Origin of the sequence: Nostoc sp. UIC 10607 (assembly GCF_047228265.1) — a bacterium.
Classification (GTDB): Bacteria; Cyanobacteriota; Cyanobacteriia; order Cyanobacteriales; family Nostocaceae; genus Nostoc; species Nostoc foliaceum_A.
The window spans coordinates 1-13,288 of the sequence record NZ_JBIQNW010000108.1 but is presented as its reverse complement, the minus strand read 5'-3'; the positions used below and the strand labels follow the sequence as shown (position 1 = coordinate 13,288).

Below are 13,288 nucleotides of genomic sequence, written 5' to 3'. Positions count from 1 at the left end.
AATCTTATGTTACGTAGATTAGCCCGCAATCATTGTTGCTCGCCTGCTTAATATTTATTTTATAAACACCCTCTAAGACAAAGCCTTTAACGTATAACATTTCTAAAGATAAAACTTCGTTACGGATTAACTCAGTTCGCGGCGGTTCCCAAGCAGATGATATAGAGCGTCGCTTTGGTAAATAAAAATACTGGGTGACGAATAGTTAAGCTCAGATGAGTCTTTGATACTCGTGAACGAGTCTTTGATATTCGTGAACGAGTCTTTGATACTCGTGAACGAGTCTTTGATACTCGTGAACGAAGCTTTGATATTCGTGAACGAGGCTTTGATACTCGTGAATGAGTCTTTGATACTCGTGAATGAGTCTTTGATACTCGTGAACGAGGCTTTGATACTCGTGAACGAGGCTTTGATACTCGTGAACGAGGCTTTGATACTCGTGAACGAGTCTTTTGTATCACGTACAGTTAAAAGCTTGTCATTGCGAGCGAGGCGAAGCAATCACAAGAATGTTGGGATTGCTTTGCTTCACTCACAATGGCATGTCATAAGTTAATTTATCAAGTTCAGCTTCTAGATTTGTTAATTTAGCTGTTTCTTCTTTAAACTGCTGTTCTAATTGAAATTTATTTGTTGTCCCAGTCTCAATCAGTAAGGCAAGTCTTATTTGGCTGACTTTTTTGTGCTGAATATTCCACGCTTCTTGAAGTTCATTTTGATTTCTATTAAGCGATATAACAAAACACTAAAGGAGTAAAAATTAAAAAGGAGTTAGGAATAAATAACTCCTAACTCCTAACTCCTAACTCCTAACTCCTAACTCCTAACTTTTTACAATGCACAAGTCAACTCGCCGGCTTTTTGACTAAAGCGGTGATTCTCCCGATAATCTACGGGACAATCTATCACCGCAGGTACATCTTGAGCGAGGGCTTCTTTCAAAGTGGGAATCAAATCTAAAGCCGATTCAACTCGGTAGCCTTTCAAACCCATACTTTCGGCATATTTAACAAAATCAGGATTGCTAAAATGCACAAAAGATGAGTTTCCTTTGCCAAATTGATTTTCTTGCTTCCACTCAATTAACCCATAGCCACCATCATTGAAAATTATGGTGACAAAGGGTGTACCCACACGTAAGGCTGTTTCTAATTCCTGAGAATTCATCATAAAGCCGCCATCACCTGTTACAGCAACGACTTTGCGGTTGGGATGAACTAGTTTTGCTGCTAAAGCGCCAGGAATGGCAATACCCATAGCCGCGAAGCCGTTGGAAATTATGCAAGTATTGGGGCTATGGCAATGATAATGGCGGGCCATCCACATTTTATGTGCGCCAACGTCTGAGATGACGATATCATCTGGGCCCATCACTTGCCGTAAGTCATAGATCAATTTTTGCGGCTTAATTGGAAATCCATCATCATGGGCGTACTGTTCATAATCAGCCCGAATCTCTGACTTTAAGCTAATAGCAAAGGGATCGGGTTTACCTTGTCGGTCTGCTAATTTTAAGATTTCGTAGAGGGAATCTGAAATATCTCCGACAACTTCGGCGTTGGGAATATAACTACTATCAATTTCTGCCGGACTTACCCCAATATGCACAATGGGAATTTCACCATTACGATTCCATTTTTTGGGGGAAAACTCAATCAAATCATAGCCGATCGCAATTACTAAATCTGTGTTATCAAAACCACAGGTAATGAAGTCTCTTTGCTGTAATCCCACTGACCACAAAGCTAATTGATGTGTGTAGGGAATAACACCTTTACCCATGAAAGTATTGGCAACAGGTATATTCAGCAAGGTGGCAAATTGCGTTACTGCATCACTTGCTTGAGCGCGAATTGCACCATTTCCTACTAAGATTAATGGGTTAACTGCTTGGCAAATTGCGGCGGCTGCTGCCCGAATGCTAGCAAAAGATGCATAAGTTTTTTCGCTATTATCTTTACGCAAAGGTTTGCCTTCGACGGGCATAGCAGCAATATTTTCTGGCAAATCGATGTGAACTGCACCAGGTTTTTCGGATTGCGATCGCTTAAATGCTTTCCGCACTACTTCTGGTGTAATACTAGGTCGCACAATCTGCTTATTCCACTTGGTAACAGGTGCAAACATTGCCACCAAATCTAAATATTGATGAGATTCGATGTGCATTCTATCTGTTCCAACCTGACCGGTAATAGCCACTAAGGGCGCACCATCGAGGTTCGCATCTGCTACCCCAGTCATCAAGTTGGTTGCTCCAGGCCCAAGAGTAGAAAGACATACTCCGGCTTTTCCTGTTAAGCGTCCGTAGACATCCGCCATGAATGCTGCACCCTGTTCATGACGAGTCGTAATAAATTTTATGGAAGAATGTTTTAACGCTTCCAAAACGTGCAGGTTTTCTTCGCCAGGGAGTCCAAAAATATATTGCACTCCTTCATTTTCTAGGCACTGCACCAATAATTCTGCTGTATTCATTTTATTTCCTAACTATTGACGAATAAGACTTTAGTCATTAGTCATTTTTTCTTTGTCATTAGTCATTAGTTCTTTGACAAATGACTAATGACCAATGACTAATGACTAATCACTAATCACTTCACCCACACGGTTTTAACATTGACAAACTCATGTATACCCTGGATACTCAATTCTCTGCCATATCCAGAACGCTTAATGCCACCAAAGGGCAATCGGGGATCAGATTTGACCATACTGTTGATAAATACGGCACCTGCTTCGATTTCCTCAACCAAGCGATCGCTCTCTTGGTCGTTGGTTGTCCAAGCACTTGCACCTAAGCCAAAGGGTGAGTCATTAGCGAGTTTTATGGCAGCATCGATATCTGGAACCCGGAATAACAAGGCTACTGGGCCAAAAAATTCTTCTTTTGCAATTGGTGTGTCAGACGGGATATCTATGATAATCGTTGGCGGATAAAAGTTCCCTGGACGATCTGATAAAGGATGTCCACCGGTGAGGACTTTACCACCACTGCTGATGGCATTTTGCACTTGTTGATCTAAATCCTGGAGAATACCAGGAGTTGCCAGTGGGCCTAAATCGGTATCTGGTTGCATGGGATCGCCTACTTTCAGCGTCTCAAATTTTTCTAAAAGTAATTTTTCAAATTTGTCTGCGATCGCTTCTGCGACAATAAAACGTTTTGCTGCAATACATGATTGCCCGTTATTCAACATTCGTGCTGTAGTAGCTGTGACAACTGCTGTCTCTAAGTCAGCACTTTCTAACACAATAAATGGGTCACTTCCTCCCAATTCCAAGACGGTTTTTTTAATTTGTTTGCCGGCGGCGACGGCGAGGGATGCGCCTGCTGGTTCGCTTCCTGTCAATGTGGCAGCTTTTACTCGTTCATCAGCCATTAAATCGGCGACTTTAGCAGCGCCTATCAATAGAGTTTGAAACGCACCTTCAGGAAAACCCGCTCGTCGGATAATATCTTCAATTGCTAAGGCGCACTGCGGCACGTTGGAAGCATGTTTGAGTAAGCCGACATTTCCCGCCATCAAAGCTGGTGCAGCAAAACGGAACACTTGCCAGAAGGGGAAATTCCACGGCATTACTGCGAGAATTGCACCCATTGGTTGATAACGTACAAAACTCTGACTGGCATCGGTTTTTACAGAAACATCAGCCAGAAAACCAGGGGCGTGTTCGGCATAGTAGCGACAGACGACGGCGCATTTTTCTACTTCTGCGATCGCTGCTTTGAAAGGCTTACCCATTTCCAGAGTCATCAACTTAGCAAATTCTGCTTTGTCTTGCTCTAAAATATCAGCAGCCTTTTGCAGCCAGTGCGATCGCGTCAAAAAACTAGTCTGACGATACTTTTCAAAAGCCTGATTAGCCAAATTGAGTTTAGCGGTAATCTCTGCATCATTGAGCGCCTCAAAGGTTTTGAGCGTCTCCCCAGTGGCGGGATTAATGGTAGCGATAGCCATTACCTGACCTCCCGTTAAAAAATAGCTTGAGGTAGGCTTCCTAGTGTTACACAGATCAATTCTGGAAGCTACCACCCAAATTTTAGTCTTTTCACCAAGAATTAGTTGCTTAAATTACAATTTCGCAATTATTTTTGAAATAAAATATACTAATTAACTATGTATTTCTATAGAGAGATTAGTCATTTGTCATTCCAATACCTAATGACCAATGACTAATGACCAATAATTGTTGGCACTTGCTGCAAATTTGTCTTATAAACCTTTACCAATCGATCAATACCTTTGAAACGATAATCTCCCATTTCCTCAAAGTCTGAAGGCAGTGAAAGCATTTTATGAGTGGCTTCACTAATCACGCATTCACTAGGGGGGCAAACTGCTTCCATACGAGCAGCAAGATTGATCGTCGCGCCTAATGCCGTATAATCGACTCTTTGGGAACTACCAACATCTCCCACAACAGCCTTACCGCTATTAATAGCAATACGTAATTGCAGAGGTTCGTGCCAAAAACCATTGGCATTAAGATGTTCCAGACGAGTCAGCATTCCCTTTGCAGCAGCAACAGCGCGATCGGCGTGATCTGCTTGCGGTTCTGGAGCACCAAAAAATGCCATAATACAATCGCCAATATATTTATCTAAAGTGCCGCCGTAGGTAAACACTTCTTTTAGCATCTCTTCAAATAAATTATTTAACAGTTGAGCGATCGCAGTTGGGGTTAACCGTTCAGAAATTGCCGTAAAGCCAACCAAATCTGCAAACAAAATACTAATTTCGCTCTCGGCGGGAGCTAAACGACCACCCGGTAATCCGCCTACAGATATCAACTGCTGTACGACTGCTGGAGAATGATAGCGTTCTAATCGGTGACGAATCATCTCTTCAGTTTTGAGTTTCTCTACCAGTAACCAACGCTGGACGCTAGAAGCTACAAGGTTTGCTAAAGCTGAAAAAAAGCTGAGTTCTTCTTCACCTTCATTTGCCCAATGGTAAGAAGAAAGATTGGCATCGGCATATAGTACGCCCACAACTTTATTTTCATCCCATAAAGGCACCGCCATCGCGCTACGAATGCCTTTGACCAAAATACTCTGTTCACTAGAAAACCGTTCATCCTGATGGGTATCGGCGGTTTGAATGACAACTTTTTCGTCAAATACCTTTTGACAGATACTACGACTAATCCAACTTCCATCTGAGGCGAGATGTTTTTGTTGAGAAACGTTTCTAGTGGCAGCATTTACTAATTCTAATTGGCCGCAACCATTAACATCAATTAATAATGCCAAGCGATCAATACTATCAAGGTAACGAAAAACCACTTGCTGCACCTGAGAAAAAATCTCTTCTATAGACGCGGCTGCACAGAGATTTTTAGCTATATCCACTAAGTCTTTGAGACGGGCAATGGTTTTATCCTTATTACTGATGTTGCCATCTTTGCTATCAGCTGCGATCCATTGCTGTTGTAATTGCTTGACATTGTGAAGGATTGTTCTTTGCTCATTATTTTCCGAAGTTCCGGGATACTCAGGTGTCGATTGGGAAACAGGGCTTGTGAGCAGCACTAACAGGCTTACATTGCCCAGCCAAACGCTATCACCGTGATGTAACTCTTGGGGACAGCTAATCAGATATTTATTTACTTGCGTCCCGTTTTTGCTGCCTAGATCCTCAATAGTCCACACACCGTCAGCCGTTTTCACCAAGCGGGCATGGTTGCGGGATACTCCAGCAAAAGGTAAGTATAAGTTACATTCCGGCAAACGACCAATTGTGAAGATATCTTGGTCAACTGCGATCGTTGTCTCGGTATCTCCCTCTTGTAGGCGTAGCGTGAGTTCAGTCATGAGCGTGATAGATCCATCGAAGCTAGAGGTGCAAGCAACTCTAAGGTAAGTTATACCCTACAGATTAACCTTCACCTTTTCTTTATGACACTGTTAACTGCATTCCGACAACTGTATGTGACGGATATTACATTGAAACAAGCAATTTTGCTGTAGGTTCAGTTTAGAGGGGGTTTGGATCTCTTTGTGAAGGGAAGCCAGGAATTGTTCAATTTTGTGAGCCAGCGCGGTGAGTTCAGCTTCTGTCACCCTTATTTAATTAGGAGGTAATTCTAAACTTAATTCACCCAACAACCCCTTGCGAAAATCTGTTAAAAGTTGCCTTGCAGCTCGCTCTATATCACCTTTGTAACGATGCTCCGCCAAGGCGTGCAAGTAGGTATCTCCAGTGTCTGGTGTCGAATCGAGTTGGTAACGGGACTGTAATGGTTTTTTTGGTAATAAATCTGCGGCTACAGCTTCCAAATAATTGAGTAAATCCACTAGGGCTGCTGCTACTAGTTGATTATCGTAAGATGCTTCACCGATATCATCACAAATGGCTAATTTCAATGCTGCGTCTTGGTCTTCCAATCTTAAAGGGATCACACCAGGAGCATCTAGCAATTCCAAATGTTCGGAAATTCGCACCCAGCGCAGTTGGCGAGTTACGCCAGGACGGGCTGCACTTTCCACTACTCGCTTTCCCAACAGGCGGTTAATCAAAGCTGATTTACCGACATTGGGAAAACCAATCACCACTGCCCGCACTGGACGGGGTAACATTCCGCGATCGCTTCTTCTTTGATTGAGTTCTACTCCAGCAGCTTGCGCTGCCCGCGCCACTTCTGCTATACCTTTACCATGTTGAGCGTTGGTAAAATAAGGGACTTCTCCCTGGCGTTTAAACCAATCTATCCACAGCGATCGCATTTGCGGCGTAATCATATCTACTCGGTTAAGTATCAACACCCGTGCCTTACCTTCTACCCACTCACCTATTTGGGGATGGTGAGTCGCTAAGGGAATCCGGGCATCTCGTACCTCAAACACCACATCTACACGTTTAAGCTGTTCTTTGAGCTTCCTTTCAGCTTTAGCAATGTGACCTGGATACCATTGAATCAGGTTTAATCTATAGTTTTGAGTTATAGCCATAATTAATTACCAAATAAATTATTATCACTTATTAATTATCATTCACTGGGGCTTGATGTAAAATCAGGCGATTGCCATCAGGGTCATAGGCATAAATTTCTCTGCCGTGGGAAGCAATGGAAATGTCTCCTGGTGGAGGATAGCCCAAAGCAGTTAGGTGAGCGATCGCATCTTCTAAGTGATTCACCTCTAAACACAAACTTATCTTACTTTTGGCTATCGCTTCAAATTCCGATGCGTTTGTGTTCTTGGGTTTAAAAATACCTAATCGCAAACTAACCAAATTAAACTCAGCATATACATTTGGAATCAAAAGAACTGGCTTTTGCTCCAGAAATCTAGTATAAAAACTCACTAAATCCTCAAAATTAACTGATGCTATGGTGACAAATGCGTTAGTGTACTGGAAAACCATATAAGCCTTAAGTTATTACTTTTCTAAAGTTTTTACACTCAGCACTTGCGGTGGTGTCGAATCTGGTGGATAAATCACATCTACCTGTACTATTCGTTGAGTCGATGGGGGAAGTACAAGCTGCACTAATGGTTCTAACACCTGACCAGTTCTGTGCCATAGATGTACGTAGCGCGTTTTTTGTTGACCTTGGTCATCAAAGTAGCGTAGCCGCACTGTACCACGGAAGAAAGGAAAATCTAGTGATGGTTTGCGGAACCGCAGACCACCTTGGGATAATTTATCTTCCTTCAAAGGTGTTTCTAAAGTAACAGCTACGGTCTGGTTTTGACTGGTATTGTTACTTAAGGGTAAAGTGAGTTTATATTCCACCCCATAATTGCCATGTGCTTCATAAGCCGTATCTGGATAACGTACCAGCATCTTGGCTGTTTGGATTTGTTGAGTGCCCAATCGACCACTGAGCAATGTATCTAAAGCATAAGAAATAGCTTTGCCACGCTGGGGAATAGTCAGATTTTTGGTTTGGGGATTATCCACCAACTTTGCTTTCCACTGCGAACCACTAGACACACCAGCTACACGCCCATAAATCAGTGCGCCACTAGTAGCATTTGGAGGAGTAGGGGTTTTATCTCGCGGCCCAGCGAAGTTCCCGGTATTTAGTAAAGCTTGCCATTCTGCAAGAGTGGGTGGGCGGTCTGTATTATCAGTATTTTTCTTAGCAAACATTGCTAAACTTGCCGCATAAACTTGATCGCTACTACGCAACCGCATAAAGCTAGAGCGACCATTCACTGGCTTTTCTAGATTCCGTACAGGAATTGGATGATTTAACAACATCCGGCTTTGCCCTGGCGGAATTATCAGCTTTGCGGGAAAATCAGCTTGTCGAACACCTCGGAGTACATCAGCAACAGCACGAGCGCCTGGCCCTGAGTAAGTCTTACCATCGTTATTTTCTATGTAGGGGGGTAAGGTGACAAAGGGTGCATCCTGCATTAGATAACTCGTGGCTTGCAATACATCCACTGTTACAGGTTTTTTACCAGGATTATGCACAATTACGCCCAAATATAGCGTTTGTAAATCCTTGGGAGTGTGGGTGTAGTGGTGGGCAAATAAGTCAAAGCGTCCCTGAAAGGGAAAATTGAGGTGCGCTGCTGGAACTTTTTTACCGTTTGTAGGAAAGGTAGAAAGTAAAATACCCTCAGTTTTAATCCATTCTGGGCTATTGCTGTTAAAAACGGGTATTTTATCCAAGTTTCCTGGTAAAGGTCGAACTTCTCCTGGTTGCACAATTTCTTGGGGTGCTGGCTTCGGTGAAGTTTGAGCGATCGCTGAATTATCTTTTTGAGTTGTGCATCCAAAGGTTTGAGTTATGGCAAATCCTAATAGAAGTGTAAATACAGGTGATGGGAATTTAGCTAGCATAAAGTTGAGCGTCAAGAAAGCTGTGGTGTCAAAGATAACAACTTATTACTACAAGTTCCTTGAAGCAGATTTCTGAGAATGCGTAGGCATCGCCCGTCGCAGGCATCGCTGTTAAATTTTCAGTGTAGTGCCAGTAGCCCACGTCAGCAGGGGGAGTTTATTTCAACGTGAAAGCTGTGCTATCTAAGCATTATAGTTTTTTTAACTTTCCTGTTTTGTTTAAGTCCCGCTATTTGTATCACACTTTTAATGAATTAGTATGACAGCTATGTCATATCTATTCTTGATGATAAAAGTCACAACTACTTTTGGGAATTATAAACTGGACAACCTTTATTGAGGGTTACTGACCTTCAGCTATCTGCACGGAGACAAGAAATGCAGCAAACTACGATAAAGCAGCAATTCCTACCCAAGCTTGATCGTCCATTTATAATAGCAGCACTGACCATTCCTATTGTTCACCTCGGACTTGGATACATAGGTTTATCTATGACATTTGTCGGTGGTGCGTCAGCATTTTGGCCTTCATTCGGTGTGTTTTTAGCAGGAATGTTATTGGTAGGCTATCGGGTCTGGCCTATCATATTTTTGAGTGATTTTATTGTTAGTTATATTTTCTTTTTTAAGAACAATCTTTTAATTAGTACTATCATTCCGGCCATCAACTTAATTACTCCTTTCGTAGCAACTTTTTTAATTCATAAGTTTATCAAGCGTCGCCATTTCTTAGAGCGATCGCAAGATATTTTTAAATTTATGGTTCTGACTATACCCAGCCCCCTAATCAGTTCCATTTTGGCTGCACTAACGCTTTGTATTAGTGGTATTGCACCTTGGTCAATATTTAGTAACATTTGTCGAACTTGGCTGACATCAGACAGCACAGGTATTTTAATTGTTACACCTTTAGTGCTGGCATGGTTGCAAAAATCTCCATCGCCGAGAAGCTTCCATCGGCGACAAATTATCGAACTTACATTCGTCTTATTGTCAATGATGGCGATTGTTCGGGTCGCTTTTTCAGGAGGATACCCAATTGAATACATGATCATTCCGCCGTTAATTTGGACGGCATTTCGATTTGAAGCGCGGATATCGACTCTAGCTGTACTTATTGTGTCAGCGATCGCGGTTTTTGGTACTGTTAAAGGCTTTGGTTCGTTTGCCAAACAACTCTCACCTAATGAATCGCTCATCTTGTTGCAATCATTCATTTGTGTAATTGCTATCACTACCTTTGTTATCTCTGCGGTAACTAGTGAAAACCAAAGATCAGCAATGATACTGCGACAAACCAATGATGAACTAGAGCGACGAGTTGAAGAACGAACTGCCCAACTCAACGAAGCAAAAACTGTTGCCGAAGTTGCTAATCAAGCCAAAAGTGAATTTCTCGCCAACATGAGCCACGAATTACGAACTCCACTTAATGGCATCCTTGGTTATACTCAAATTCTACAACGGACTGAAACCTTGTCAGACAAAGGATATAAAGGAATTGAAATTATCCATCAATGTGGATTTCATCTATTAACTTTAATTAATGACGTGCTGGATTTGTCTAAAATCGAAGCCCGCAAAATGGAGTTGCATCCCATCGATTTCCATTTTCCTTCGTTTCTGGAAGGAGTAGTCGAAATCTGTCGGATTAAAGCCGATCAAAAAGTTATTTCCTTCACCTATCAACCCGACTCTCAACTCCCGGTTGGTATCCACGCCGATGAGAAAAGACTGCGGCAAGTTCTGATTAATCTTTTGGGTAACGCAGTCAAGTTTACAGATAAAGGAGGGGTGACTTTAAAAGTAAACGTTATTAATCATTCGTCCAGGGTCAATAGTCAAGAAACACAACAAATAACTAATTATAAAATTCGTTTTCAAGTAGAAGATACAGGGGTTGGGATGACATCAATGCAATTGCAGAAAATCTTTCTTCCCTTTGAGCAAGCAGGAGACATCAAACGACAATCTGAAGGAACAGGTTTGGGATTAGCTATTAGTCAAAAAATTGTTTACCTCATGGGTAGTACTTTGGAAGTTGAAAGTCAAATTGGTCAAGGTAGTATTTTCTGGTTTGAAGTAGAGTTACCAGAAGCAAAACAATGGGCTGCAAGTTCCAGAGTAATGCAACAAGGAGCTATTACAGGCTATCAAGGCAAAAAACGCAGCATTTTAGTAGTAGATGACAAGTGGGAAAACCGTTCGGTAATCCTTAATTTATTAGAACCGATTGGATTTGAGTTAATAGAAGCTAGTAATGGACAAGAGGGGATTGATCGGGCTGTTACATCTCAACCTGACTTGATCGTTACTGATTTAGTTATGCCTGTAATGGATGGCTTTGAGCTGATTCGGTACATCAAGCAATCTGCTCAGTTAAAAAACGTAGCAATAATTGCTTCTTCTGCAAGTGTGTTTGACAGCGATCAAAATCGTAGTTTAGATGTTGGGGCGGATGCTTTCTTATCTAAACCTGTTGTAGCTGAAATTTTGCTGGAATTGCTGCGATTAAAATTAAATTTGGTATGGATTTATGCACCAAAATTGGAAGTTAATTCAAAGTGCAATCAAACTCATGTTCAGTCAGATTCTCAGAATCTCTCTTTACCTTCGATTGAGATTTTGACTAGCTTATATGAGTTAGCAAAATATGGCAATGTTGATGGGATATTGCATGAAGCCAATAACTTAAAGAGTAATCATCCTGTTTGTTTTGATTTCGCTCAACAAGTAATCCAACTTGCAGAAAATTTCCAAATCAGGAAATTGCGAGAAGCATTAAATGAATGGATAGACCAGTCAAAATAAACTGTAAATTATCTTTAATAATTTTTTGTTAATTCATTTTATAAAAAACATTTGATAACCATGAAAAACTCTGATTTTGTTTTAATTGTTGATGATAATCCAACTAATTTGTCAGTACTATCACAAGCGCTAAAAAGTGCAGGTTTCGCGGTTAGAGTCGCCGAAGATGGAGAAAGTGCGATCGAAATGGTGCAGCATAAACCACCTGCTCTAATTTTGTTAGATGTGCAAATGCCGGGAATAGATGGGTTTGAGACTTGCCAGAAACTTAAAGCTGATCCATTAACGCAAAACATCCCAATTATTTTTATGACAGCGTTGGCTGATACTGGAAATATGGTGAAAGGGTTCTCGTTAGGAGCCGTTGATTACATTCCCAAACCCTTTGAACAAGCAGAAGTGATTGCCAGAGTGCGAATACATTTGCAACTGAAGCAATTGACCGATAATCTTGAACAAATGGTTACAGAGCGAACGACAGCGTTACAAAAGGCACAAATACAACTGGTGCAACAAGAAAAGCTTTCAATGCTTGGTCAATTGGTAGCAGGTGTAGCACATGAAATGAATAATCCCATTAGCTGCATTGTTAGCAATATTCATCCTGCTCAAGAGTATATTGCTGATCTCACTCATGTCCTGCAATTATGTCAGGAAAATTATTCCCAACTACCGCCTGTCATTCAGAATGCGATCGCTCAAATAGATTTAGACTTTCTCTTAGAAGATTTGCCCAAGCTCCTCAATTCCATGCAGGTTAGCACAGAACGAATTAAAGAAATATCCGTGTCGCTGCGAAACTTTGCCCGGACAGATACATCGGTAAAGGTTAAGTTTGATGTTCATGAGGGACTTGACGATACATTATTAATCCTGCGACATCGTTTTAAAGGCTTGGGACAGCGACCTGAAATTAAAGTCGTCAGAAAATACGCTTCCTTACCAAAGGTTGAGTGCTATCCAGGACAACTCAATCAAGTGTTTATGAATCTAATAGCTAATGCTGTAGATGCTTTAGAAGATGTTTGGCAGCAGGGCAATCGAGTCAATGATTCCCTAACAATCAACATCTTTACAGAGGTGTCCAGCCCTGGATATGTAACGATTCGGATTGCCGATAATGGCATTGGCATGACAGACGAGGTGAGGCAAGAAATTTTTAATTATCTATTCACAACGAAAACAGTTGGTAAAGGTACTGGACTGGGATTGGCGATCGCTTATCAAATTGTAGTAGAAAAGCATGGTGGAGCAATGGAGGTTAATTCCATACTCAATCAAGGAACTGAATTTGCAATTATGTTGCCTTTGTAGGACTTAGATAGTTAACTCTCACAACCCACGCCATCCCCATCTCTATCAAACCCGTGCGGGTCTGGTGGAATCACTCACTTCCTGCGGTAGGGAATATCAGGGCAATTCAAGCCTGCCGAATTGGGTGGAATGTAAATATCTGGGTAAGACGGGATCGCACTGTTGCACTTGCGGCGATCGCTTCGTTGTAGGCTGAGTATTTTTCTTACCCCGCCGGAAATCCCAAGGCATCACTGGCTGCGATTGATTCTAAAATCCCAACTTCTTACTTTATCCCTAGATCACCCGTGACAGGTTAAGTAAAAGTGCATTTTGTCAATCAGCTAAAATACTCAAAAGCCAGTTAGTGAAAATGATAA

The 13,288-nt window shown here is 41.7% G+C and carries 10 protein-coding genes; 2 read left to right on the top strand and 8 right to left on the bottom strand.

Features of this window, described 5'->3' with window-relative positions:
• Positions 1 to 834: 834 nt before the first annotated feature.
• The 6 genes from ACEYW6_RS34230 to ACEYW6_RS34205 form a co-directional block, all read right to left on the bottom strand.
• Positions 835 to 2,478, bottom strand: coding sequence for an acetolactate synthase large subunit (locus ACEYW6_RS34230; protein ID WP_412983305.1), 1,644 nt, complete (start codon positions 2,476 to 2,478; stop codon positions 835 to 837).
• Positions 2,479 to 2,594: 116 nt separating this feature from the next.
• Positions 2,595 to 3,962 carry an NAD-dependent succinate-semialdehyde dehydrogenase gene (locus ACEYW6_RS34225; RefSeq protein WP_412983304.1) on the bottom strand — a complete coding sequence of 456 codons (1,368 nt, stop codon included), beginning with the start codon at positions 3,960 to 3,962 and terminating at the stop codon, positions 2,595 to 2,597.
• A gap of 215 nt (positions 3,963 to 4,177) precedes the next feature.
• Positions 4,178 to 5,818, bottom strand: a complete 1,641-nt coding sequence (locus tag ACEYW6_RS34220) for an adenylate/guanylate cyclase domain-containing protein (RefSeq protein WP_412983303.1) — start codon at positions 5,816 to 5,818, stop codon at positions 4,178 to 4,180.
• A 255-nt stretch (positions 5,819 to 6,073) separates the two neighbouring features.
• Positions 6,074 to 6,955, bottom strand: coding sequence for a ribosome biogenesis GTPase YlqF (gene ylqF, locus ACEYW6_RS34215; RefSeq protein WP_412983302.1), 882 nt, complete (start codon positions 6,953 to 6,955; stop codon positions 6,074 to 6,076).
• A gap of 31 nt (positions 6,956 to 6,986) precedes the next feature.
• Positions 6,987 to 7,370 (bottom strand): VOC family protein, encoded by a 384-nt coding sequence (locus tag ACEYW6_RS34210; protein WP_412983301.1) that lies wholly within the window; start codon positions 7,368 to 7,370, stop codon positions 6,987 to 6,989.
• Positions 7,371 to 7,385: 15 nt separating this feature from the next.
• Entirely contained in the window at positions 7,386 to 8,804 is a 1,419-nt protein-coding gene (locus ACEYW6_RS34205; protein ID WP_412983300.1) for a DUF3370 domain-containing protein, read from the bottom strand.
• Positions 8,805 to 9,182: 378 nt separating this feature from the next.
• On the opposite strand from ACEYW6_RS34205, the gene ACEYW6_RS34200 reads away from it, so the two are divergent.
• Positions 9,183 to 11,615 (top strand): MASE1 domain-containing protein, encoded by a 2,433-nt coding sequence (locus ACEYW6_RS34200; RefSeq protein WP_412983299.1) that lies wholly within the window; start codon positions 9,183 to 9,185, stop codon positions 11,613 to 11,615.
• Between the two features lie 51 nt (positions 11,616 to 11,666).
• On the top strand, positions 11,667 to 12,929 hold the full coding sequence (locus ACEYW6_RS34195) for a response regulator (RefSeq protein WP_412983298.1): 1,263 nt from the start codon (positions 11,667 to 11,669) through the stop codon (positions 12,927 to 12,929).
• Between the two features lie 11 nt (positions 12,930 to 12,940).
• Here the strand turns inward: ACEYW6_RS34195 and ACEYW6_RS34190 are convergent, their stop codons facing one another.
• A complete protein-coding gene (locus ACEYW6_RS34190; RefSeq protein WP_235116343.1) occupies positions 12,941 to 13,003 on the bottom strand; it encodes an excalibur calcium-binding domain-containing protein in 63 nt (20 codons plus the stop codon).
• Between the two features lie 22 nt (positions 13,004 to 13,025).
• Entirely contained in the window at positions 13,026 to 13,160 is a 135-nt protein-coding gene (locus ACEYW6_RS34185; protein WP_412983297.1) for a hypothetical protein, read from the bottom strand.
• Between the last annotated feature and the right edge of the window lie 128 nt (positions 13,161 to 13,288).